This is a genomic window from Stenotrophomonas maltophilia group sp. msm1, assembly GCF_032025805.1.
Taxonomy (GTDB): Bacteria; Pseudomonadota; Gammaproteobacteria; order Xanthomonadales; family Xanthomonadaceae; genus Stenotrophomonas; species Stenotrophomonas hibiscicola.
The window spans coordinates 1,349,580-1,373,185 of sequence record NZ_JAVSKH010000001.1 but is presented as its reverse complement, the minus strand read 5'-3'; the positions used below and the strand labels follow the sequence as shown (position 1 = coordinate 1,373,185).

The following is a 23,606-nucleotide window of genomic DNA, read 5'->3' as shown; positions in this document are numbered from 1 at the left end:
TGCAGCTACCAGCGCGGCTGCAGGCGGCCGTCGGTGGCGAAGCGCCAGCGTCCTTCGGCCCAACCCACGCCGAACAGGGCCAGCATCTGTGAGTAATAGGCCGGTGCATCGGCGCGCTGCTGCTCGGCGCTGGGCAGGCTGGCCCGCAGCGACTGCGCGCGCTCCGCTTCGCCCTGCGCGATCAGATAGGGCAGCAGGGCCGCGCGGAATCCGTAGTTGCCTTCGCCCTGCCCCTGGCCACTGCGGGTGTCGATCTTTTCCCACATCGGTGCACCACTGCGCAGGCGCTGCAGCGGTCCGGACAGCGCCGCCAGCTGCGCGCGGAACAACGGATCGCGCGATGCGGTCATGCCTGCCCAGGTGTAGCAACGGATGGCGTCGTAGCCGCCGACCGCACCGCGCACCGGATCGACGACGAAGCGATCGCCTTTCCACGCCGCCCAGTCCGGTGCGAACCCGTGCGGGCTGCTCTGCTGCAGCAACTGCACGCTGTTGCGCGCCAGCGCCTGCCACGGCCCGCTGCGATCCTCCGCCGCAAAGCGGCGCAGCAGCGGCAGTGGCAGATAGCTGGGGTTGACCCGCGTGGCGTCCCCTTCAATGAACCCCTGTGGGCCTGGCAACAGCATTGGGCCGAGCCCGGGCAGACCCACGATCTCGCGCGCCCGCACCTGCACCAGCATGCCCTCCGCGATGGCCTTCAGCGCCGGACGGCGCCACAGCCGCGCGCCTTCCAGCAGCGCGTAGGCCAGCCAGAGATCGGAGTCCGAGGCCGGGTTGTCGTCCAGCACCCGCCAGGCGCCGGCGTCATCGCGTCCCCACAGCCAGGCCGGCAGGCGCTTGCCCATGTCGCCACCGGCAAGGTTGTCCTGGGTCCAGCCCAGGATGCGGTCGAACAGCGCCTGGTCGTTGTCGACCAGGGCGAAGAACAAGGCATAGGACTGGCCTTCGGAGGTGCTGCGCTGATCGTCCTGGCTGCGATCGATCATGCGCCCGTCGCGGCTCAGGCTGCTGTCGAGCAGTACCTGCCACGCCGGCCAGCGCGGGGCGGGCGCGGCCTGCACACGGCACACGCCGAGCAGCGGCAGCGTGGCGACCGCCTGCAGCAGGCGCCGTCGCCGCAGGTCAGCGGAATTCGCCATACGGCACCAGTGGTGATACGGGCAGCGGCAGGTTTCCCTGCCAGGGCTTGAAGGTGTAGCGCAGGTAGAGCTGGAACGAATTCGGCGAGAAATCGCGGCTGCGCTGGAGGGTGCCGGCAGCGCCCAGCACGAAGTGGTCGCCGAGGCGGCGCTCCACCGCGCCGTACAGGCGGTACCCGGTGCCCGTGCTGCTGCTGTCACCGGTGTACAGGCCGGCCTCGTCCAGCCGCAGCGGGCCGTACTGCGGCTCAAGCTGTGCAATCACGCGCTCGATCAAGGCCTGGTCGGGGAAACGGCTGATCGACGAGGTACGCGCACTGGACACACTGACCGAGCCATCCAGGCGCACCGACCACACGTCGTTGCGCCAGGCAAAGCTGACCGGCAGGCTCAGCGATGCATAGCGCTGCGGGCTGTAGTAGCCGCCCTGGCCCAGCGAGTAGCCGCCCAGGTCCTTCTGGTAGCGCCAGTACATCGCGGTGGTACCCACATCCAGCCGCATGTCGGGGCGCTGGATCAGCTTGTGGTACCAGCCCACCATCGCGCGTGCGCGGGTGTTGTCGACCACGTTGTGCCCGGTCAGCCGATGCCAGCTCCAGTTCGACCACACGCCATCGCGGCCGCCCTGGTCGTAGCCGAGGCTGAAGGTCACGCCGTTGGCGGTGATGCCGCCCCAGCTGATGCCGCTGCGCGGATCAACCGCACCGGCCTGCGACAGCAGCGAATTGGTCATCGGCCGCCGCGACAGCGTGGCGCCCCAGCCGAAGCGCCCGAGGTCGCCATTGAGGGTGACACCGCCAAGCCAGTTGCCGACCACGTAGTTGGACGGGGTGTGGCCGATATCGACGTTCCAGCGGTCATCCAGGGTGCGCCAGCCGACGGCGAAGCCGGCACCGGAGGTGCGCCGCTGGTGCACGAAACGGGTGCAGCCCGGTGCGCGCAGGCGGCTGTCGTCGGCCTGCAGCAGATCCAGGTCACAGCTGCCGAAATCCTCGTCGTAGGCGCCGCTCTCATCGGTCTGGAAGCGGCCCGCATCGAAGCTGACCTGCTCGATGCGCGCCCAGCCCAGGCCACCGGCGAGTGGCGCGTCCAGATGCGCGATGCGGGTATCGCGCGACAGCCGCGAAATGCCCGGCGTGCCATCGCTGCGGCGACCGGTGTCCTGCATCACCGTCAGGGTGGGATTCTCCTGCTGGTACAGGGTTTCCACATCGCTGCGCAGGCTGCGCCGCAACCAGTCATCGCCGGCTGTCTCGCGGCTGGCCAGGGTCAACGCGCGGTTGTCGCGCGGCGTGACCTGGCCGGGAGCCAACACGCCGTTGTCGGCCATCGCCTGCGCGTACATGTCCAGCGCCTGCTGCGGATCATCGCGGCGCACCAGCCGTGCCGCATCACGCCAGGACTGTGCGTCGGGCCCGGTCTTGCGCGCAAGCAACGCGCGCAGGATCGCCAGGGCCTTCGTGTCCTCGCGCAGGTCGGTCCAGATGGTGGCGAGCTGACGCTGCTGGCCGATCTCGTCATCGTCCACTGCCGGCGGTGCGTCGTGCATCTGGCGGCGTGCGCTGGCCAGATCGCCGGTGCCAATCCAGGCCTGGACCTGGCCCAGCTGCGCATCCACATTGTCCGGCTGTGCGGCAAGCACGCGCTGGTAGTAGTGCAGCGCCTGCGCGTGATCGCCGCGCAGGCGCGCCCACTCGGCCATCATCAGATCATTGTCGGTGCTGGGCGGTTGCTGCTGCAGCAGCGCGATGGCTTCGGCCTCCCTGCCCTGCGCACGCAGATCCCACAGATGATCGACCAGCTGCTGCCGCTGCAGGCGCGCCGACAGCGCGCGGATGTCGTCGTTCCACTTGGCCTGCGGCAGCGCGTCGAGTACCGCCAGCGCCTGCGGCAGCCGATCGGATCCCGACAGGTAGAGCGCCTGCGCGTAGCGCGCTTCGGCGCTGTCGTTATGCGTGGCCATGTCGGCCACCGCCGCGTCGGCCTCGTCCTGCCGGCCAGCGGCGCGCAGCTCGTTGGCCAGCGCATAGGCCAGCCATGCATCGCCCGGCAGTTCGCCGCGCAGCTTCTGTCCCAGCGTGATCGCGGTGGTCGCATCACCGGCAGCCAGCGCCTGCTCGCGACGCTCACGCAGGCGGCTGATCTGGAGCTGGCGCAGGTCTTCGGCATACAACCTGCGTTGCGCAGCGGGCAATGCGTTGATGAAGGCTTCCAGCCGCTGCGGGTCGGTGCGGCCGTACAGCTGCACCAGCTTGCGGATCACGTTGGCATCGTTGGGCGCCATCCGCCGCGCAACATGCAGCTGGCGTTCGGCTGCGGCGTCGTCACCGCGGGCCACGGCCACGTCGACCAGGCCCAGTGCAGCATTGACGTCGCGGGGCTGCTGGCGATGCGCCTGCGCATAGAGGCGCTCGGCCTCGTCCAGCCGGCCGGCCGCCAGCGCCGCATCGGCCTGGTCCAGCTGCAGCCAGTAGCGGGTGCTGGCGATCAGGTCGCGCCACTTGTCGTTGCTGTCGCCGGCCGGGGTGGCCTGCACCGCACGCTGGAAATAGCTGATGGCCTGCTCGCGGCGGCCCTGGCGCATCAGCGCCATGCCCAGCCCCCCCAACAGGTCGGGCTCGCGCGGATAGCCGCGCAACGCCTGCAGGAAAGCGCGCTCGGCCTCTGCATTGCGGCCTGCGTCGAGCAGCTGCTGGCCGCGCAGGCCGGCGCGCCACGCCGGGTCGCTGACCCGCTTGTGCTGGTCGGTGTAGCGCTCGCGCACCAACGCGATGTCGGCAAACGCTGGGTTGCGGGTGATGAAGTCCTGCAGCCGGCGCACGCTGCGGTCGTCGGCCGGCTGATCCTTCAGGTAGGCCCATTCGGCGTCCGCCGCCATGCCGCGGGCCTCCGGATTACGCCCCATGCGCTGCAGCGCGGCGAGCGCCTCTGCATCGCGGCCGGCAGCGAACAGCATCTGCGACAGCGCCTGCAGCAATGGCACATTGCCCGGATAACCGCGGTCCAGTTCGCCCAGCGCACGGATCGCCTGTGCACGCCCATCCGCCTGGCCGCCGCGCAGGCGCCAGTACTCCAGGCCCAGCTGCAGGCCGGGTGGATCATCGTTGAACAGGCGGCGGTAGATCGCCAGCGCTTCGGCGCTGCGACCACCGGCAGCGAACAGGCGCGCCTGCTGCAGATCCTGCTGCAGATCACCGCGGTAGGCCCTCCAGAGGCGTTCGCCGGCGGCCAGTTCACGGGTACCTGTACCGATCTCGCGCAGGCGCTTCAGGGTCGCCTCGGCATCCTGCAGCTTCTGTTGCGAGAGCTGCACTTCCAGGATCGCCACCAAGGTGCCGCGATCATCCGGTGCCAGCATGCGCAGCCGCGCCAGGGCGTCTTCGATCAGGCTCTGGCGACCGGTGGCCTCACCGATGCGCACCTGCTGCAACAGCCACTGGCGCTGCTCGGCGACGGTTCCGCCCGGCGTATCGGGCAAGGCCTGCGCCGCGCAGGGCCCGGCACCGGCCAGTCCCAACAGGACGAGGCCGGACGCGGTGACCAGCGGATGCCGCGTACGTGCCATCAGTGCCCCGGGTCCAGGCGCTTGGCCGCGACCCAGCGCAGCGCGCGCCACAGCAGGAAGGCGACCATCAGCACCACCAGCGTGGCCAGCACCGCCAGCAGCGCCGGGTGGTCGGCCAGGTGGTACCACAGCAGCAGCCACCACGGCAGCGCGCCAACGTAGTAGTGATCACCGACGAACTGGCTGTGAATGCCCGAGGTACGCAGGATCGCCACCGAGCCGGCGATGGCTTCGCGCTTGCCGGTATCGCTGAGTGCATCGTGGAGCAGGCCGTAGTCGGCGGCATTGCTGGCGGCCAGCGAAACGATGCTGCGCTGCGCATGCGTCGGTGACTGCATGCCGATGATCGCGGCAAACGGTGCCTGCGCGCTCACTGCGACTTCGGTCACCGCTGGATCGCCATCGCGGCTGCCACGGCGGGCCTGTTCCATCGCCTGCTGCGGCGACGGAGACTGGCCATTGAGCAGGCGCGTGCGCTGGTCGTCGATCAGCAGCGACAGCTGCTGGCTACCGCGCAGTTCGGCCGGCAGGGCGCCCAGCATCAGCAGGTCCGCATCCAGCGCGCTGGCCTGCTTCCAGTCATCGGACAGGCGCAGCCCATAGGCCGGATAGCCGCTCTGCACGCCCAGCCCACCGATCAGGTTCAGCAGCAGGCTGACCTGTGCCTCGTTGGCTTGGGGCGGCACCAGCACGACAGTCTCCGACAGATCGGCCATGCGGGTGAAGGGGAATCCACTGAGCGCGAACGCGGACAGGTCCGGCAGGCCCATGTAGTGATGGAATCCGGAGAAGTCGATGGTCGAGTCGTCTTCGATCGCTGCCTGCAGGTTGGGCGGCAGCACGGTCTGGCAATGATCGCGCTGCGCACTGCCCATCACGCTGGCAAAGTTGAAATCGAAACGCAGCTGGTTGCGGTCGCCCAGTTTGAGCGCCGGAATCAGCAGGCGACCGTCATCGGCACCGGCATCGCCGGCCAGCACCGGCAAGCGGATTTCCTCCAGGCCCTGCTTGCCGTTGCGGCGCACCAGCGGGAAGCTGGAGATGAACTGGTCGTTGATCGCCACGCCCAGCCGCGACTCATCGCTGCCAAACGGCGGCGTGTAGCGGTAGCGCAGGTTCAGCGGAATACCCTGGTTGCGCCAGATGAACAGATCCGGCGGCAGGTTGAGGTTGACCGTGATCGGCTGCGGCGACACGCCGTTGGCGTGCAGTTGTTGCGGATAGTCGAGCAGTTCAGCCAAGCGGACGGCGCGGTCGGTGCGCACCCAGTTCGGTGCGTCGTACGGCTTGCGCGGGGCCAGTGGCTTGACCTCATCGACACTGACCTGGCGGCCGCGGAACAGCACGTTGCCGGCCGCCATCGCAGCCACGGCCTTCTGCAGGTCGTCATCGTTGCGGCCCAGCACCAGCAGCAGCTTCCGCTGCGGATCCTCCGGCAGCGACATCAGTTCGATCATCGGGCCCTTCACCGGAGCATGGTTGGCGATCACCGGCGGGAACCTGCCGTTGACCGCCAGCACCACCGCGTGGCCCTTGTCCGGCAACGTGCCGAAGCTGACCGGAAAACGTGCCTGGCGCCACCAGCCGGACAGGCTGCCGAAGTACGAGGACATCACCGCCGCCGCCCGCTGCTGTGCCAGGCTCGGCGCAGCGGCGAACACCACTGGCAGTTCCAGCCGTGCTGTATCACGCGGATCGAAGAACGGCAGCGGGAAGTTGGCCAGGTCGTCCTGCATCGCCAGCGGCTGGCCGCCCAGGCGCAGCGTGCTGTTGCTGGAGAGATTGACCCACAGCGAGCTGTGCGTCGGCTCTTCGCAGATGTCGGTGTAGTGGCCGACGAACTCCAGGCGGACCTGGTTGAAATCAGCAATCAGGCGCGCGTCCAGCGGTAGCTTGGCCTGCACCGGGCGGCCCAGCTGCTCGTTGCTGATCGGCACCACGCCCATCATCGCGTCGTTGAGATAGACCCGCAGGTGCGACAGGGTCGGCAGCAGCGACGGTGAAGGCGTGAAGCTCAGATCCAGCTCGGCATCGCGGACCAGGCGGTCACGGCGGACCTGGAACTCGAAGGTGGTGGCATTGCGCACGCCCGACAGCAGCGTGTCCTGGCGGCGCCCCAGCTGCGCGAAGGTGTTCTGCCGCTGCCAGGGCCAGGCGCTGCCCGCCCAGGTCTGCGCCAGCGCGGGCTCGGTACCGGTGGCAGGCGTGGTGGCTGGCGCGGCCGGCACCCCCGGCGCCGGCGGAGCGGCAGGCGCGGTAGTGGGAGGGACAACCGGCGCCGGGGCAGGCGCGCTGTTGCCTGACGCCACGGGCAGGGCCAGCAGGGGCAGCAGCAGCCAACGCAGAGAGGACGGACGGGTCATGGACGAAGCCCTGGATCAGCGGCTGGGTCAGCCGGGTGGGAAGGAAGCGGACGTTGCGGAGCAAAACTGGCCAGCCATCGCAGCAGGCGACGGTTCCAATGTGCGGGGCGGTCGAGGTCGAACGGTGCGAAATCACCCATCCGCCGGTAGCCGCGCCAGCCCAGGACCAGCACGCTCCACAGGCTGCGCGGCAGGCTCTTGGGCTGGTAACCGGCGTGCCAGTCAAGCCAGGCATCGGCGCGGGCGAAGGTGCATTGGGCGAACTCGACGCGCTGGCGCTCGTCCTCGAACAGCAGCAGCAGGCCCAGTCGCTGGCCGACCGTGCGTTGCACGCGCGCCGGGAATGCGAACTCGCGGCGACCCCGCCCCAGCAGCACCTGCACGCGCTGGCCTTCGGCCAGCTGTGCGTCTTCGCCGAGTTCGACGCCCACGCCATCGTTGGAGTAATCCTGCAGCACGCCGCGCAGGCGGCGGCCATCGGGCACCTGCAGCGCCATCGGCAGACGGGTGGTGACGCGATGCGTGCGTCGCACCTGCTGCACTTCGGCCGCCACCGCCAGCGCACCGCCGATGATCAGCAGGTTGTACAGCACCCACAGCGAACTCACGATCACCGTGCCACGTTCGTCAAGTGGGCCGTGCACGAAGCGCCACACGGCAAAGCACAGGCCCAGCACGTTCAGCAGCGCCAGCACCAGGTAGGGCTGCGCCACGCGCCAGTCGAAACGATCGCCGGCCTGGGTACCGCCCTTGTCGGTGACGTTGAACTTGCCGCGGCCCGGACTGAACAGCGCCACGGTGGTGGGCCGTGCGATGTACCAGGCCAGCACCGTCTCGTACACCTCACCCCAGAACGGACGCCGGTACTTGCCCTGGATGCGTGCGTTGGTCAGGCTGGCGTGGGCCATGTGCGGTACCACGAACAACAGGATGGCCAGCGCCGGTGCGTAGATGATGTACACATGCAGCAGCAGGAACGCCAGCGGCGCAGTGAGGAACACCAGGCGCGGAATGCCAGCCAGGAAATGCAGCATCGCGTTGGCATAGCAGAAGCGCTGGAACAGGCTCAGGCCCTTGCCCAGCAACGGGTTGTCGATGCGGAAGATCTGCACCATGCCACGCGCCCAGCGGATGCGCTGGTTGACGTGCGCGCCGAGGCTGTCTGTGGCCAGGCCGGCCGCCTGCGGAATGCGCAGGTAGGCCGAGTTCCAGCCCTTGCGGTGCAGCCGCAGCGCGGTGTGCGCATCCTCGGTGACGGTCTCGGTGGCAAACCCTCCGATGGCATCGATGGCTTCGCGCCGCAGCACCGCGCAGGAGCCGCAGAAGAACGCCGCGTTCCACAGGTCGTTGCCGTCCTGCACCAGGCCGTAGAACAGCTCGCCTTCGTTGGGATCGCTGCGGAACACCTGCAGGTTGCGTTCGAATGGATCGGCCGAGAAGAAGTGGTGCGGGGTCTGCACCAGCGCCAGTTTGGGATCACGCAGGAACCAGCCGCAGGTGATCTGCAGGAACGACCGCACCGGCAGGTGGTCGCTGTCGAAGATGGCCACCAGCTCGCCATCGATCAGGGTCAACGCATGGTTGAGGTTGCCGGCCTTTGCATGGCGGTTGTCGGCACGGGTGATGTAGTTGACCCCGGTGCGCTCGGCGAATGCGCGGAATTCTTCGCGCTTGCCATCATCAAGGATGTGGATGCGCAGCTTGTCGGCCGGCCAGTCCAGGCCCATCGCCGCGTACACGGTGTGCCGCACCAGCGCCAGGTCTTCGTTGTAGGTGGGGATCAGCACATCCACCGTCGGCCACTGGCGGATATCGGCCGGCAACGGCGCCGGGCGGCGCCGCAGCGGCCAGGCCACCTGCACGTAACCGAGCATCAGCACGAGCCACGAGTAGGTTTCCGCCGCCAGCAGCACCACGCCACAGACCAGGTCGAAGGTGCTGTTCCAGTTCAACGTGGCCGTATAGCGCCACCACAGGTACCGGCAGGACACGGTGATCGACAGCACGACCAGCACCAGCGTCGCATAGCGCCCCTGCATGCGCCGCACCAGCAGCGCGATGGCCCACAGCAGCACCACGAACACGAACTGCGCCAGATAGGTGAACGGCTGGGTGATGCACAGCGCCGCCAGCCCCAGCGTGGCCAACCCGACCAGCAGGGTCAGCAGGTGCCGCGAACGCGGCGACAGGCTGCCCATCTTCCGGCCGAACCATGCCGCCACGCGGCTGTTCCAGAATTCACTGGGTGCATCGCGCATGGCGCGCAGGTAGCGCAGGCGGCCGCGACCGGCCGCACCGCGCAGTTCGGCAATGCGTTCGCGCCGGGCCCGGGCCAACCGTTGCCGCCTCAGCGAGGGCTGCGGTACCAACCGCACCACCGACAGCCACATGGCCTGGATCAACAACCGCAGTGGATCGCCCGGGCGCCAGCGGCGGTCACCCTGGATCTGCGGGAAGGCGTTGCGCAGGCGCGGGGCCTGTGCCTGCCATGCCGGCCCTTCCAGGCGCAGGAACGCCCAGCCCACGCACTGCAGCAGCCACAGCAGCGAGCGGGTTGGCCAACGCGCATGCACGCGTTCGCGCAGGCGCCCCCAGTCCAGGTAGTAGACGCGGGCGCCCATCAGCGTGTCCCCGCAACGGGCTGGCGCCGTGCGGCCTCGGCCAGGCACCACAGCACCAGGCCATCGACATCGGCAGCGGCCAGCGAATCGGTCGCATAGCGCCCCAGTGGCTGCTTGCTGGCCAGCGCGGAGGGCACCCGCGCATCCTCGTGCAGCGGCTGCGGCACCAGCCGCGGGCCGTGCGCGTGAAGCCACAGCTGCATCAGATCGCGCTGCACCGGGATGACCGGGTCATAGCGGTTGGCCAGCAACAGGCGTGTGTCCTCCGGCTGCCGCTGCAGGAACACGTGGCTGACCGGATCGACACAGGCCAGGCGCAGCGGCAGCGTGCAGCGCACGTGCTGGTTGATGGCCGCTGCATGCGCCGGCAGGCGCTGCGGCAGGTCGAACAGGATCCAGTCGAACTGGGTCTCCAGCAGCGGAATGCGTTCGGCCCAGGTGCCCGGTGCCTGTTGCAGCTGCTGTTCGATGCGCATTGCGGCCTCGCTATCGACGCGACCATAGGGCAGCACCGCAAGTCCTGCTGCAACGGCGTAGGCGGCATCACGCCAGTCCGTGCCGTCCAGCTGCGCGCGCCCCCAACCGTTGTCCACGTCGGCAGGCAGCCCCAGGTGCAGGCCGAGCATCTGGTCCGGACTGCATTCGACCAGCAGGACGCGCTGGCCCTGCGCGTGCAAGCCCTGGCCGAGTGCGGCCAGCACCGTGGTGACACCGGTTCCGCCATGGATGCCCTGCAGCGACAGCACGGTGCTCATCGGCGCGGCTCCAGTTCGGCCAGCAACGGCCAGCGCGCCAGCGCCTGGGCACGCTCATGCTGGGCAGAGAAGTCCACGTAGGGCAGCCCCGGCATGCCCAGGCTGCGCCGCAGCAGGTCGATATCGTCCTCTTCCACGGACAGCGTGACCGGTACGGCAAGGATGTCGGCAGGCATCAGCGTGCCTCCTCGGGGTAGGGGCTCCAGGCCTGGCTGCCCTGCAGCTGCAGCCAGGGCTTGCCGGCGTACTCGATGACCTTGGCGCCTTCGTTTTCCGACACCGACGGTGTCTGCGGCAGCCCCTTCAGCAGGCTGTCCCAGTTGCGCTCGCTCGGCGGCGACTGGGCATTGAGCGCGTACACGCGCGAAACCAGCTCGGACACGGCCAGGTAGCTGCTCGGTTCGGGAACATGACGCGGGCCGCCGGCCGCCGGCGCGCCCATGCCGATCAGCTTCACGCCCACCGGCACGTGGGTGATCGACGGGCTGGGAATCTCGCGCATGCCCGGAATCTGCATGCGGTCGCCATGCAGGGCCGCGCCATGCTCGGGTACCACCACGATCATCGCGCGGCGGCCACTCTTCTCCACCGCATCGACGAAACCGGCCATGTCGCCCAACACCATTTCCGCACGTGCCTTGTAGTCGGCGGCATTCGAACGGCCATCGGCGCCGACGATGCGGTTGCCATCGTGCAGCGAAATCGTGTTGTAGAACAGCGCCACCTGCTGGCTGGACCCGGCCAGCCGCTGTTTCCACCACGCCATCAGCACATCGCCATCGCGGCGCAGCGGCGACTTGTCGAACGCCACCAGCGCTTTAGGAAACGCGCTGATATCCATCGGCTGTGCCTGCAGCCCGCCGTACTGGTGCAGTTCACCGATGAAGTCGTCGAAGTGACCGTCGTGGTTCATCGCCAGCTCGCTCTGGAAGCCCAGACGCTGCAGGTTCGAGAACAGCTGGCACTCGGCCGGCACCGGATCGAACAGCCCGGTATGCGAGGTCTGGCCACAGCTGGCGCGCAGCAGGCGGATCGCCGCCGGGCCGCTGTAGGCGGTTGCCGAGTTGAAGTCGTCGAACACCACGTCCATGTGGTCGAGCAGATTGTTCTGGCGCAGCCCCACTTCATCCAGATCGCTCCATGCCAGCGAGCAGATGTTGAGGATGATGACGTCGAACGGCGCGCCGCTGCCCGGTGCCGGGAAGCTGGTCTTGAGGCTGGCCTGCTGCTGGTAGAAGCCGGCCAGCCATGCGTTGAGCGTCTCGTTGTTGGCCGGCGGCAGGCCGCCACCTGAAGTGCCTGCGACGCTGGTGGTGGCCGCGGTGGCGGTACCCTGCCCCCAGTTCCAACCCGCCGGCATCGGTATCGCCATCACAGCCAGGCCAAGCATGCCCAGCACGCTCAGAGTGGTGATGCGCAGCCACGGCTTGAGCAGTACGTAGGCCAGCACCAGCATCGCCAGTACCGCCACCATCTGCCAGTTGATGAAGCGCTGGGCCAGCTCGAGCCAGTAATCCGCCGAGAAGTCCAGCACGCCAGGTTGCACCAACAGGCGCCGGAACGGCGGCCACCAGGTGTCCTAGTAGTACAGCGCCACGCCCACCGGTACCGCAGCGACAGTACGCGCGATGCGTGCCCAGCGCCAGCGCAGTGGAACCAGCAGCGCGCTCAGGAACAGCAGGTTGGGCAGGATCTTCAGATCCAGCGCGCCCATCCAGGCCAGTACCACCTTGGACAGGAAATACAGGTTCCAGCCGCGCAGGTCGGCCCAGGCGAAGGGCGATGCGGGAGCCACCTGCGGACTCATGCAGCCCCCCGCGGCGCACGCAGGCGTACACCGGCGCGGCGCAGGTGGCGAGGGGGCAGCCAGCGCGCGGCACGGCGGCGCAGCGCACGCCACAGCGTACCGAGCATGGCACCAAAGGGAATCATCACGAGCGCACAGGCGACGATCAGGGTCCAGAGTTGCTGGTCGGTGGTCATGCGCGATCTCCCAGTCGCAGCGGCTTCGGGACAGTGAAAACAGGCGCCTCCAGCGCCGGGGCCACCGGCGGCAGGACGGCGGGGGCTTCGGGCAGGACCTCGGCCTCCGGATCGCTGCTGCCGGCGTTCATCGCTGCAATGTCGTATTCGGCCAGACGCTGGTAGCCATCGAACAGCTCCCGCCAGGGCAGGCGGAACAGATTGCCCAGGGCCTGTTCGACCGCATCACGCCGGCACCCGAACAGGAACAGGCGCACCTGCCCGCGGTAGACACAGGCCAGATCGCCCTGGCGGCGGATGCGCAGCTGCTGCAACGTCTGCTCGGCGCGCAGGCCGGCCACCGGCTGCAACGCCAGCACGGCGCTTTCCACCGCGCTGCCGTCCTGGTCGATGCGTTCGCCGGCGATCTGGCGGAAGCGTGCGGCGTTGACCAGGCCGCTTACCGGTGGCGGCCGATGCGCACGGATCAGCGGCTCCGGATCGTCAGCCAGCTGGCCCTGCCAACGCTGACGCTGCACGGTTTCCAGCAGGGTCAGCAGGCGCGGCAACGGCGTGGCTGACGGCACTACCAGGCTGCAGCCGCACTGCATCAGCAGCCGCTCATCAGCGTAGCGCAGGCAGGGCTGCAGCTCGCGCACCACCAGTTTCAGTGCATTGCCACGTTCCCGGCGCAGGCGGTGCAGCAGTCTGGCCAGTGCATCCACCTTGGCGTTCTCGTCGATGGCCAGCACTACGGTGGCCTCGCGCGCCTGCAGCGCGGCCGGCAACAATCCAGCCCAGCCGTCATACAGGTGCCAGGCTGCCGACAGTGGCGGCGCACCGTCCAGTACTTCGGTCTGGGCCAGGAAGACATCGCGATCACTGCCACTGGTGGCATCGACCCCAGTCCCGGCGGCATCGGCCTCGGCCAGATGGCGCAGCCCGCGGCTTTCCTGCTCGACGCCGAACGATCGCTGGGCCACCACGCCATGGCTGTTGGACCAGTAGTGCAGCAGCAGCTGCAGGGCACCACGATGCGGATGCAGCTGGGCCACACCGGCGCAGCTCCGGTTCAATGACAACAGGCGCGGGGCCAGGGTCGCCACTTCGCCATGGCACAGCAACAGCAGCACCTGCTGCGCCTGCCCGGCCCAGTCCTGCAGCTGCTGGCACCAGCGCGCCAGCCGGGCATCATCCCAGCCGTCCAGCGCCGCCACCGGGAACTGCACCACGCTGAGCCGGGTGCGCACCGAGGCGGTGCGCGGCAGATCGCCGGTCAGCCCGCGCAGCGCCTGCTGCATGCCGTGATGCGACCGCTGGAACAGCCGCAGGCGGGCCGGCCCCTGATCTGCCGGCAGCAGCGTCAGCATCGATTCGGCCCCCCGCCCCAGCGTGACCAGCACGGCCTCATCCAGTGCGTCGGCCGTGGCCAGCACACCGGCACCGAGCAGATCCGTCGGCGCGCTGCCCGCGGCAACGACCCAATACAGGCCCCCGCTGCGCATCTCCACCAGTTCGGTGGGCAGTCCGGCAATGGCAAGGTGTGTTGCTGGCACGCCGGATCCTTTCATTGCCCCTCACCCAGGCCGACGGCCCGGCAGCGGGGGCGCTGCAGTGGAGAGGGGATCATTTCCATGACGCACATCACATTCATGTGTCTGTACGGCAATGATAGCCCTGATCTTCACGTCTGCGGGATCAAGACGCAGTCAACGCCCCCCGCGGAGCGGGGGGGTGAGGCTCCAAACTCAGCAATGGGAGACCTGCGCTACTCGTACTGGATGGTGAACGTCGCCTGCCCGTTGGCGGTGCCCGCACCGACGGTACCTGCCTGGGTCTGCACATAGCGCGCGCGCAACGGCAGCGCCATGACGCTGGTACCCGGCGCCGTAGTGCCGACGTTGATGGTCTGGCCGAAGCGCACTTCTCGCTCGGTGCTGCCGTCGCGCTGGACCATCTGGATGCCGATGCGCGTGGCGCTGTTGCTGGCCGCGCTGAGCTTGAGCACGCCCGGCATGTTCGAGCTGTCCTGGTCGGCGTCGAGGCGGATGCCGATCTTGCTCTGGTAGGCGGCCACGTTGCTGCCCTGGCAGTTCAGGCGGATCTCGAAATCGCGATCAGCGGCCTTGGAGCCGACACCGGTGAAGGTGGTGTTGGGCACGCTGCCGAAATCGACGGCGATGTTGCGGCTGCCGGCCTGCACTTCGCAGGTGGGGCTGACCACGGTGGTACCCGAGCCCTTGAACGTCGAGGTCAGCTCCGGACGGCCAGGACCGTCGCCGTCGAGATAGTAGGTGGTGAAGCGGCCGTTGGGCGCGATGATGCCCGAGCCCGTCTGCGCGGCGGTCTTGATCAGCTCCACGCGGAAGCGGCCACCATTGAGGGTCAACGTCCGGTTGCCCCCCAATTGCAGCGTGTGCGGGTAGTAGGTCTGGATGGTGCCCGAATCACGATAGACACGGATACCCACTCCCGCTACATCGGTCGCATAGACGTTGCTGAAACCCGGGACTGCGTTTTGCTGTGCGGCGTTGACGAAACGCCCGTTGGCACTACCGCCCCAGCGATCGCAGTAACCGATGCTGTCGCGCTGGTTGATCGGCACGATCAACTCCTTGATCACACCACCGACGGGCAGGCTGGGCAGGATCACGATCTGCCCCATGTCCATCTGCACGTCCTGCGCGACAAAGCCCTGCTGGGTGATATAGCAGGTCGCCAACGCCGGGCTGGCCACGGCGATACCCCCCATCACGGCCATGGCGGCAAGCAGCGTGCGGCTGCGGGAAGAAATCATCGGCATGCTGCCTCCAGCGGGATGAAGCCGGTCTTGGACGCATCGGCGCCCGACGGAACCTGGTAATCGATGGTGCAGCGCTGGTCTGCACCGGCGCCCCACTCCACCAGCAGGCGGCCCTGGCTCTTTTCACTGCGCACGTACAGGCGGCCGCCCTGGCTGACCATGCCCACCGGCTGGCCCTGCTCATCCTTGACCTGCGCACCGAACGGCATGCTGCGGCCATCGGCATTGCGTACCTGGATCAGCAGCGCATTGCCTTTGCGGGTATCGAAGCGCAGGTAGCTGATGGCACCGGCGAACGGCGCGATCGACTGGCTGGTGCTTTCCAGCTCGACGTCATGGGCCATGCCCTGCGGGTCAAGGGTGACGGTGTTGAGGCGGTACGGCGATACGTACGGAACCACTGCATATCCACGGCCATCTACGCGCAGGCCCGGGGCGTTGCTGACGATCGCATCGCGCGCACCCGGCGCTTCCACCAGCACCATGGTGTCGCCCCGCTGCGGGGTGAAGGTGAAGCCGCCCGGATGCACGACCACGCTGCCGTTGGCACCGACCGAGGCCTGGCGGAAATCGCGCGAGTGGCTGTAGGTCGCGTTCAACGCGGAGTAGCGGCTGCGGTACTCGGCGTTGCCGACCGCCGTGGTGCCACCCTCGCGGGAATCGGACAGCGCCACGCCGTAGCTGAAGTTGTTGTCGACGCCGGCCGAACCGGTGATGCCGACGCGGCTGTTGTCGTAGCCACCACGATCGCGCATGCCCAGATCGGCGCTGAACGACACCGGGTGGGTACCCCGGCCCAGCGGCACGCTCATCGACAGCAGGTACTGGGTGTCGGAACGGCCGAGCACGCCCTCTTCGGTGCGCAGCGCCGAGAAGCCGTAGTTCACCGAGCGCCAGGCGTTGTTGTAGCCCACCTGGTACTGCTTGGAGGTGCCCGAACGATCATAGAAGTCGCGCACCGAGCCGGTCACGTACAGCGCGCCGCCGCGACGTCCCAGCGGCTGGTTCAGCGTTATCTGGAACTGGCTGCGCTGACGGCCACGGGTGGTCGGATCGATGCCGCGCGTGTCCGAATCACGGCCATACAGCGCATCCTGCAGGCTGTAGAAGCCTTCGGTCGAATAGCGGTAGGCGGCCAGGGTCAGATTGGTGCCGGTCTCGCCGATCATGTTGCTGTAGCTCAGCCGCACGCTGGCGCCGGTGTGGCTGCCGTAGTGGTTGAACGAGGTACGCGCATGGGTGACGTCGGCAGCGAACGCACCGACCGGCGTGGACAGGCCGACGCCATACAGCAGCGACAGGTAGCCGTCGCTCAGCGCAGTGCCCCCGTACAGGGTCAGCTGGTTGCCGATGCCACGCTGGTAGGTCCCCTGCACCAGCCAGGGTTCGTCGGCCAGCAGCTTGTTGCGCACCTGGCCGGCGGTCAGCGAGTAACGCGACACGCCTTCGCGCAGCATCTGCGGCACCGAACCGAACGGCACCTTGAATTCGCGGCGGCGGCCATCGGCCTCGATCACGCTCACTTCCAGGTCGCCGCCGTAGCCGGTCGGGTACAGGTCGTCGATGACGAAGCTGCCCGGCGACACGGTGGAGGAGTAGATCAGCTGCTCGTTCTGGCGCACTTCGATGCGTGCATTGGTCTCGGCGATGCCGCGCACGACCGGCGCGTAGCCGCGCAGCGAATCGGGCAGCATGCGGTCGTCGCTGGCCAGGCTGGCACCGCGGTAACCGATCGAGTCGAACAGTTCACCGGTGGTGTAGGCCTCACCGATGGTGAGCATGCCGCGCACCTGCGGAATGCCGCGCTGTGCATAGGTGGCGATGCTCTGCCAATGGCGGCCATCGCCCTCGGACCAGGTCAGGTTCGAATCGTGGCGGAACTGCCAGCCACCCAGGTTCATGCCGGCGTTGAGGCCGAGGTAGGCACTGCGGTTGCGCTGGCCACCTTCGACACGGCTGTCGCTGTCGATGGCATTGAAGCTGTAGCCGACGAAGCCGGCATTGATGCCGCGATCCCACAGCGCCGGGTTGACGTAGCCGCGCGCCTCACGGCGCAGGAACACCTGCGGGATGCTGAGGTCGTAGCGCAGGTTGCCGCTGTCATAGACACCATAGGCATTGGCCATGCGCTGCTGGACCGGCACGCAGCTGGTCTTGTCGGTGGGCACGGACGGATCCTGCTGCAGCAGCACGGCCTCGCTGTCCACGCCCATTTCTTCCAGCATCGGCAGCGGCAGGCAGGCGTCGACACGGCCCTGCGCATCGGCCTTGAACTGCAGATCGCGACGGCCCTGCCAGGCACCGTTGACGTAGACGTCGACACGATAGTTGCCGGCCACCATCGGATTGCCGTTGCTGAAGGCCGCCAGGTCGACCTGCTTGGCCTGGCCAGACAGGAAGCTGGAGTTGAACTGGGCCGATTCCGGTGCACGCGCATTGGCCGCACCACTCTGCGCCATCAGCGCCTGTTCGCCGAGATTGGCCGGTGCCGCCAGCGCCCATCCTGGGCAGGCCACACCAGCAACCAACAGGCAAAGCGCCTGATGGATCGACAATGTCAATCTGTTTCCGATCACACTGACATTCCTTCAATTCGCCGCACAGCGGCGGTGGCGGGATGCGCAGGCCAGGGGCCGGCGCGGCGCGTTCAGCCCCCGGTGCTGCCGAGGCGGATGGTGTGTTCCACCCGGCCGCCGTAGTCGTTGATGGTGATGAAGCGGACCTGGCCGGTGCCCGCCGGTGCGGCGAACTCCAGGCTCTGCTTCGGCGCGACCATCGCGCCCTTGTCCTCGACGGCCTTTTCACTGCTGCCGGTTACGGCATGTACTTCGGCCAGAGTGACGTGGAAGGGGCTCGGGTTTTCCACCCGCAGGCGGTCGCCATTGCGGGTCCAGCGCAGCGCTGCCGGCGCGTCGTTGGCGACGCCCTTCAGGCCCTGCGGCCGGTAGAAAAGCTTCAGGCGCGAACGGAACGCGACCTGCAGGTAATTCTGTTCGCCGCTTTCGGCGTTGTCCGGGGACGGCGGCACATCCAGCACGTTGAGCCAGAACACCGACTCACGGTCGGTCGGCAGCTGCGCGCCGGAGAAGATCAGTCGCAGCGCCTGGCTGCGGCCCGGCTCGACACGCGCGATCGGCGGTGTAAGCACGAACGGGGCATCGCTGGTATCGGCGGTCTGGTTGGCGTCGCCGCTGTCGATCCAGGCCTGCACCAGCGCCGGCGAATCGCCCACGTTGTCGACCTGCACGGTGACTTCGCGCGCCTGCGCCGGATAGATCACTCGCGTGCCATTGACCACCACGCCGGCCAGTGCGTTCTGGCAGAAGGGCAGCGTGAACGCTGCCAGCAGCAGCGCCCGGGGAAAGAATGCTTTCATCGGAAGTACTACGCTCGAGGGGTGTGGCCAGCGGCCGCGGAACACCGGCCGGCGCGAACGCCGGCCAGTGGGGGCATGACTGCGATCAGTTGTAGATGATCGTGTACTTGACGCTGCTGGTGACGTCGCCCGGGGTGGCGGCGGCAGTGGCGTAGTACTCAGCGTAGTAGTTCAGGTCGGCCGAGCCGTCGGTGCCGACGGTGACCCACTGCGAGTTGGTCTGGGCCAGGCCAGCACCAGCCGCCTTGATCGGCAGGAACTGGTTGTTCGAGCCCAGCAGCTGCAGCTGCACGTTGGTGGCAGCGTTGGCCGAGGCCTGGTTGACCAGGCGGCCACTGTTGAAGTCGACGGTCGAACCCGGCTCGAAGTAGGTGGCGACGTTGCCGGCGCTGCACTTGGTCAGGTTGATGGCGAACGGGGTACGGCCCGCAACGGCGCCGGCGGTGGCCAGGGTGTTCTTGGACACGGTCGGCAGCGTCACGGCGAAGTCCTTGCCGCCCGGGGTCGAGATGGTGCAGGTCTTGTCGGTCACCTTGCCATTGAAGGTGATGGTGCCGTCGGCGGCGTTGGCGGCCAGCGGAGCGGCGGCCAGCATCAGAGCGGCGATGATATTGATCTTGTGCATTCGCTTTTACCTAACCCTACTGAAGAGATGAGAAGTAGAGGAGGAAGCAAGGAGCACTGCCGGGCTAACAAGACCCATCCTTGCGTCTCACCTGTGGCCGGACTCGGACGTAGCTTTCCCTGAATCCGTGACGCAAGTATAGGTGCAAGTGTGATGAAAGTCTCATTATTTTTCTGAACGTCAATTCATTGACGCTGGAAATGTGACGTGATAGCCGAAATCAGGACCCACGGGGGTTCGGGAACCCGACGGTCGCCGGATCAGGTCAGAAGCGACCCTGGATGACGCTTCGGGTGGCGCGTTCGGCATGCACGGAAACAAACCTTTTCCCGGCGGAAATCGTCTTCTTTGATGCGCATCACTCTTTCTTGGTGATGGCCCTAGCAGATTCGGAATCGTCCTATTAAAGGCTGATCGAAGCTGTCGCTAACTAGGACACACCGAACCAGAGAACGTGTCATGAGGAATTCCATTCTGCTGTGCGTGGCCCTGATGTCCGTCAGTGCGCTGGCCCAGGCCAGCAGCGGCAGCATCCGTTTCAGTGGCCGCATCGCCGAGCCGGGCTGCACGACGAATCTGTCCCAGGGCGAGCTGAGCCTGGCCGCCTGCCCGCCGTCGGCCAAGGGCTCGACGGTGGAAGTGACGGCGCTGGCCAACGGCCAGGCCGCGACGCTGCGCGACGGCAAGCGCCACGGCCAGAAGCTGTCGGTGTCGGCCAGCGCGCTGCGCGCCGGCGATATCGCCTTCTCCGAGCGTTACAGCGTGCAGGCGTCGACGCAGCAGCCGCTGCAGGGCGCCTATCTGGTGGTGGTCGACTACCTGTAAGCCGGCACGCTTACGCCGGCGGCAGCTCGAACACCTGGCGCAGGTAGGCCAGGTAGCCCGGGTCGTCGCACATGCTCTTGCCTGGCGAATCGCTGAGCTTGGCCACCGGCTGGCCATTGCAGCGGACCATCTTGATGACGATGTTGAGCGGCGTTGGCCCCAGATCATTGGTCAGGTGGGTGCCAACGCCGAAGGCGACCTGGCAGCGACCACGGAAGTAGTCGTACAGGCGCATCACCTTGGCGATGTCGAGCCCATCGCTGAACACCAGCACCTTGGTGCGCGGATCCACCCGGCGCTGCTGGAAATGCGCCAGCATGCGGTCGCCCCAGTCGAACGGATCGCCCGAGTCGTGGCGGACACCGTCGAACAGCTTGCAGAAATACATGTCGAAATCGCGCAGGAACGCATCCAGGCCGACCACGTCGGACAGCGCGATGCCGAGGTCGCCGCGGTACTCGCGTGCCCACGATTCCAGTGCCGCCACCTGCGAATCACGCAGGCGCGGGCCAAGTGCCTGGAATGCCTGCAGGTACTCATGGGCCATGGTGCCGTGCGGGGTCATGCCGTACAGGCGGGCGAAGTGCACGTTGCTGGTGCCGACCAGTTGCGGGCCGAGCGCATCGCGCAGCAGCGGCAGCAGGCGCGCATGCCAGTCACGCGAATAACGGCGGCGGCTGCCGTAGTCGGCAATGCGGCACTGTTCGAAACCGGGAGTATCACGCAGCAGCGCCGCCTTGGCCTGCAGCCGACGCTCGCCCTCGGCAAAGTCGGCGGTGGTGGTGTTGCGGAACCAGACTTCGTTGATGATCGCCAGCAGCGGGACTTCGAACAGGATGGTATGCAGCCACGGGCCAGTGATGTCCAGTTCGATTTCGCCGGGCACGGCCGTCGACGCGCGCAGCTGGATGTACTTGCGGTCCAGATGGAACAAGCCGAGGAAATCGGCGAAGTCGGGCTTCACGAAGCGCAGGCCGCGCATGTAGTCCAGTTCCGCGTCGCTGAAACGCAGGCTGCACAGGTGGTCGATCTCTTCGTCGATCTGGTCGATGTAATGGGCCAGGTCGATGCCGGGCGTGCGGCACTTGAACCGGTACTGCACCTGGGCACCGGGGTGCTGGTGGAGCACCGCCTGCATCATGGTGAACTTGTACAGGTCGGTGTCGAGCAGGGACTGGATGATAGGCATGAGGCGGATTATGCGCCCGGACGGGTGAACCGGGGTGGCCGCGGGCACGCTCGGCTCTCCGCGTGGGTAGATCCGCGCCATGCGTGGATGCAGGTTCGGCCCTACAACGACCTGTGCAACAGGCGCGGTACCAGCATCAGGGCGTGCCCCCAGATCGCGGCCCACACCGCCACGCGCACCGGCAGCGAACGCTGCCTGGCCTCGAACTTCTGAAAGTAGCGCCACAGGCCCCTGTGCTTGTGCCATTCAACGAAGAACGGCCGCGATCGGCTCGAGACGCCACGTACATGGGTGACCTGCAGGTCGTTTGCAATCGCCACCACGGCCCCGGCTTCGCGTGCACGCCGGCACAGGTCCAGGTCTTCGGCGTGCAGACGATACCCGGCGTCCCAGCCTCCGATCCGGTCGAACAATGCACGCGGCATCATCAGCAGTGCGCCAGACAGTGCCGGCACCCGCTGCAGCACCTGCTGCGGGTCACGCGGCAGCGCCAGCTTCGAGCCCTTTCCCGGCGAGCGCAGCATCATCAGGAAATCCGGGTCGCGGCGGCGCACGGCTTCGTCGGCATGGCCCTGCTCGTCCACCTGCTCGACACCGAGCAGGCAATCGCCCAGTGCTTCCGCCCGGCTGCGCAGTGCGGCCAACGTCTCCGGCTCGACCATCAGGTCCGGGTTGATGAAGGCCAACCAGGGGCTGCGCGAATCGGCCACGCCCTGGTTGTTGGCAGCGGCGAAGCCGGGATTGTCCGGGTTGCCGACGAAACGCACGCGCGGATCGTGGCTGGCATGGCGCTGCACGATGTCCAGCGTGCCATCCATCGAGCCATTGTCGATCACCCGGATCTCGGCCACGTCCTGCGCCTGGCGCAGGCGCGAGAGGCAGGCATCGATGGTGCTGGCACTCTGGTAGGTCACGACGATGGCGGCGATGGCAACATTCAAGCGAGTGACTCCGGCGCGGAAGGAACGAACAGGTCGCCCTGTTCCTTCGGCATTATCGCCTGCCGCATGCGCTGCTGCAGGTCGGCGCGCAGCCCGTGCAATGGATCGTGCATCAGGAAATCGGCCAGGCGCGGCACCCAGCCAGGCCAACGCGCAGCCAGCGCCTCAAGGTCGCCATCGCGGCTGGCCGCCTCGCCCGCCCGGCTCACAAAGGCGGTCTCGCACAGTACGTTGCGCCAGCCCAGGCCGGCCATGCGCAGGCTGAGGTCGACCAGGGCCGCGTTCCAGCCAGCGTAGCTGTCCACATCCAGGCCACCGGCGCGGCGGCGCGCATTGCCACGCACCAGAACCGCATGGGTGACCGCCGATGGCAGTTCCGGGTGCAGCGCCGGCAAGGCGGCGCAGGTCTGTGCCAGCAGCGCCGCATCCTCGGGCTCGGGATTGATCTCGCCCAACCGTGGCCACGCTGCGGTTTCGCCGGCATTGCACCACGGGGTTGCGGTCGCGATGGCGGCATCGCGGGCGAAGGCATCCTGCAATTGTTGCAGCCAACCCGGCGCAGGCACGCTGTCCGGTGCCAGCACGGCCACGTCCAGGCCATCGCAGGCGCGCAGCATCTCGTCCAGGTGGGCCACCTCGCCCAGCGGCCGCGCGCGGCGGGTGTACTCGGCCTGCAGTGGCGTATGCGCCAACCAATGTTCCACCACCGCCTGCGCGCGCGGCCCGGTCTGCGCATCGTCGGCCAACCAGACCGCGGTGCCCGGCGCGGTGCCGGCATCCAGTGCGGCCAGGCAGCGGTCGAGCGCGGCATCGTCCACGCACAGCGGCAACAACACGATCGCCCCCATCCCGCCTCCGTGGTTGTCGTTAGCCACAGCCTAGCACCGGGAGGGTATCGGCCGGGTTGCACCCGGCACCCGCTTCAGGCCAGGGCAACAGCAACAGCCGAAGCACGAGCTGGGTTCCTGGGGTTGGCGGGGTGGGTCCGGTTGCGGGGGACGCTGCAAGTCCCCCTCCGGGGCCCGGCCCAGCCGCTGGCGGCTGTGCGTTCGGGCGCTTGCGAAGCAGTGCTTCGCAAGCAAAGCGCCCTCACCCATGTAAGCTCGGTCGCCGCATCCATGCGGCTCACGCCCCCACAACCGGACCCACCCCACCGTCGACAGTTTTCCGCGACCTGCCTGCTCTTCTGTAGAGCCGAGCCGTGCTCGGCTCAGATCTCACAGATATCGAAATATTCGATTTCGATGGAGAGTCATCCACGCATGGCGTGGATCGTGTCGACCAAGGTCGACACCTACCAACAGCAAGCAGGAAACTGTCGAAGGCGGGGCACTGTGGGTTTGCGGGGTGTGAGCCGCATGGATGCGGCGACCAAGCCTACATGGACGTATTCACGGCGTCCCCGCAAACCCGCAGTGCCCCGCCATCCCTCAGTAAACCCG

16 protein-coding genes and 1 pseudogene are annotated in these 23,606 nt (G+C 67.7%); 1 reads left to right on the top strand and 16 read right to left on the bottom strand.

Annotation, left to right across the window (positions count from 1 at the left end; translation table 11 throughout):
* Positions 1-5: 5 nt before the first annotated feature.
* The 13 genes and pseudogenes from bcsZ to ROV95_RS05995 form a co-directional block, all read right to left on the bottom strand.
* Complete coding sequence (bcsZ, locus tag ROV95_RS06055; protein WP_312543493.1) at positions 6-1,139, bottom strand: cellulose synthase complex periplasmic endoglucanase BcsZ; 1,134 nt, start codon at positions 1,137-1,139, stop codon at positions 6-8.
* Positions 1,123-4,704 carry a cellulose synthase complex outer membrane protein BcsC gene (gene bcsC / locus ROV95_RS06050; protein ID WP_312543491.1) on the bottom strand — a complete coding sequence of 1,194 codons (3,582 nt, stop codon included), beginning with the start codon at positions 4,702-4,704 and terminating at the stop codon, positions 1,123-1,125. The genes bcsZ and bcsC overlap by 17 nt, the downstream gene beginning before the upstream one ends.
* A complete protein-coding gene (gene bcsB / locus ROV95_RS06045; protein WP_026347130.1) occupies positions 4,704-7,067 on the bottom strand; it encodes a cellulose biosynthesis cyclic di-GMP-binding regulatory protein BcsB in 2,364 nt (787 codons plus the stop codon). The genes bcsC and bcsB overlap by 1 nt, the downstream gene beginning before the upstream one ends.
* Positions 7,064-9,688, bottom strand: coding sequence for a UDP-forming cellulose synthase catalytic subunit (bcsA, locus tag ROV95_RS06040; protein WP_312543490.1), 2,625 nt, complete (start codon positions 9,686-9,688; stop codon positions 7,064-7,066). The genes bcsB and bcsA overlap by 4 nt, the downstream gene beginning before the upstream one ends.
* The gene (bcsQ, locus tag ROV95_RS06035; protein WP_021204329.1) at positions 9,688-10,443 is read right to left on the bottom strand and encodes a cellulose biosynthesis protein BcsQ; all 756 of its coding nucleotides are present in this window, start codon (positions 10,441-10,443) and stop codon (positions 9,688-9,690) included. Before bcsQ ends, bcsA begins: the two co-directional genes overlap by 1 nt.
* Entirely contained in the window at positions 10,440-10,619 is a 180-nt protein-coding gene (gene bcsR, locus ROV95_RS06030) for a cellulose biosynthesis protein BcsR (protein ID WP_021204328.1), read from the bottom strand. The genes bcsQ and bcsR overlap by 4 nt, the downstream gene beginning before the upstream one ends.
* Positions 10,619-12,250 (bottom strand): annotated as a pseudogene (bcsG, locus tag ROV95_RS06025) (cellulose biosynthesis protein BcsG). Before bcsG ends, bcsR begins: the two are co-directional and overlap by 1 nt.
* On the bottom strand, positions 12,247-12,426 hold the full coding sequence (bcsF, locus tag ROV95_RS06020) for a cellulose biosynthesis protein BcsF (RefSeq protein ID WP_019661022.1): 180 nt from the start codon (positions 12,424-12,426) through the stop codon (positions 12,247-12,249). Before bcsF ends, bcsG begins: the two are co-directional and overlap by 4 nt.
* Positions 12,423-13,961, bottom strand: a complete 1,539-nt coding sequence (locus ROV95_RS06015; RefSeq protein WP_019661021.1) for a BcsE family c-di-GMP-binding protein — start codon at positions 13,959-13,961, stop codon at positions 12,423-12,425. Before ROV95_RS06015 ends, bcsF begins: the two co-directional genes overlap by 4 nt.
* 212 nt (positions 13,962-14,173) lie before the next feature.
* Positions 14,174-15,208, bottom strand: coding sequence for a fimbrial protein (locus ROV95_RS06010; RefSeq protein WP_021203174.1), 1,035 nt, complete (start codon positions 15,206-15,208; stop codon positions 14,174-14,176).
* Positions 15,199-17,763: a fimbria/pilus outer membrane usher protein gene (locus ROV95_RS06005; protein ID WP_312543489.1), complete on the bottom strand. Its 2,565-nt coding sequence runs from the start codon at positions 17,761-17,763 to the stop codon at positions 15,199-15,201. Before ROV95_RS06005 ends, ROV95_RS06010 begins: the two co-directional genes overlap by 10 nt.
* 92 nt (positions 17,764-17,855) lie before the next feature.
* Entirely contained in the window at positions 17,856-18,584 is a 729-nt protein-coding gene (locus ROV95_RS06000) for a molecular chaperone (protein WP_019661018.1), read from the bottom strand.
* An 85-nt stretch (positions 18,585-18,669) separates the two neighbouring features.
* Positions 18,670-19,209, bottom strand: coding sequence for a fimbrial protein (locus ROV95_RS05995; protein WP_019661017.1), 540 nt, complete (start codon positions 19,207-19,209; stop codon positions 18,670-18,672).
* Positions 19,210-19,668: 459 nt separating this feature from the next.
* On the opposite strand from ROV95_RS05995, the gene ROV95_RS05990 reads away from it, so the two are divergent.
* Positions 19,669-20,034, top strand: coding sequence for a hypothetical protein (locus ROV95_RS05990; protein WP_111098855.1), 366 nt, complete (start codon positions 19,669-19,671; stop codon positions 20,032-20,034).
* A 10-nt stretch (positions 20,035-20,044) separates the two neighbouring features.
* On the opposite strand, the gene pncB is transcribed toward ROV95_RS05990, so the two are convergent.
* The 3 genes from pncB to ROV95_RS05975 form a co-directional block, all read right to left on the bottom strand.
* Entirely contained in the window at positions 20,045-21,223 is a 1,179-nt protein-coding gene (pncB, locus tag ROV95_RS05985) for a nicotinate phosphoribosyltransferase (RefSeq protein WP_021203170.1), read from the bottom strand.
* A 101-nt stretch (positions 21,224-21,324) separates the two neighbouring features.
* Complete coding sequence (locus ROV95_RS05980; protein WP_312543486.1) at positions 21,325-22,164, bottom strand: glycosyltransferase family 2 protein; 840 nt, start codon at positions 22,162-22,164, stop codon at positions 21,325-21,327.
* Positions 22,161-23,012, bottom strand: coding sequence for a glycosyltransferase (locus ROV95_RS05975; RefSeq protein WP_021203169.1), 852 nt, complete (start codon positions 23,010-23,012; stop codon positions 22,161-22,163). The genes ROV95_RS05980 and ROV95_RS05975 overlap by 4 nt, the downstream gene beginning before the upstream one ends.
* Between the last annotated feature and the right edge of the window lie 594 nt (positions 23,013-23,606).

Bases quoted from the DNA above. Each gene is read 5' to 3' on its own strand.
- ROV95_RS06010 (WP_021203174.1), bottom strand. From the start codon at position 15,208: ATGCCGATGATTTCTTCCCGCAGCCGCACGCTGCTTGCCGCCATGGCC.
- bcsA (WP_312543490.1), bottom strand. From the start codon at position 9,688: ATGGGCGCCCGCGTCTACTACCTGGACTGGGGGCGCCTGCGCGAACGC.
- bcsQ (WP_021204329.1), bottom strand. From the start codon at position 10,443: ATGAGCACCGTGCTGTCGCTGCAGGGCATCCATGGCGGAACCGGTGTC.
- pncB (WP_021203170.1), bottom strand. From the start codon at position 21,223: ATGCCTATCATCCAGTCCCTGCTCGACACCGACCTGTACAAGTTCACC.
- bcsC (WP_312543491.1), bottom strand. From the start codon at position 4,704: ATGGCACGTACGCGGCATCCGCTGGTCACCGCGTCCGGCCTCGTCCTG.
- bcsZ (WP_312543493.1), bottom strand. From the start codon at position 1,139: ATGGCGAATTCCGCTGACCTGCGGCGACGGCGCCTGCTGCAGGCGGTC.
- ROV95_RS05975 (WP_021203169.1), bottom strand. From the start codon at position 23,012: ATGGGGGCGATCGTGTTGTTGCCGCTGTGCGTGGACGATGCCGCGCTC.
- bcsB (WP_026347130.1), bottom strand. From the start codon at position 7,067: ATGACCCGTCCGTCCTCTCTGCGTTGGCTGCTGCTGCCCCTGCTGGCC.
- bcsF (WP_019661022.1), bottom strand. From the start codon at position 12,426: ATGACCACCGACCAGCAACTCTGGACCCTGATCGTCGCCTGTGCGCTC.
- bcsR (WP_021204328.1), bottom strand. From the start codon at position 10,619: ATGCCTGCCGACATCCTTGCCGTACCGGTCACGCTGTCCGTGGAAGAG.
- ROV95_RS05990 (WP_111098855.1), top strand. From the start codon at position 19,669: ATGAGGAATTCCATTCTGCTGTGCGTGGCCCTGATGTCCGTCAGTGCG.
- ROV95_RS06000 (WP_019661018.1), bottom strand. From the start codon at position 18,584: ATGAAAGCATTCTTTCCCCGGGCGCTGCTGCTGGCAGCGTTCACGCTG.
- ROV95_RS05995 (WP_019661017.1), bottom strand. From the start codon at position 19,209: ATGCACAAGATCAATATCATCGCCGCTCTGATGCTGGCCGCCGCTCCG.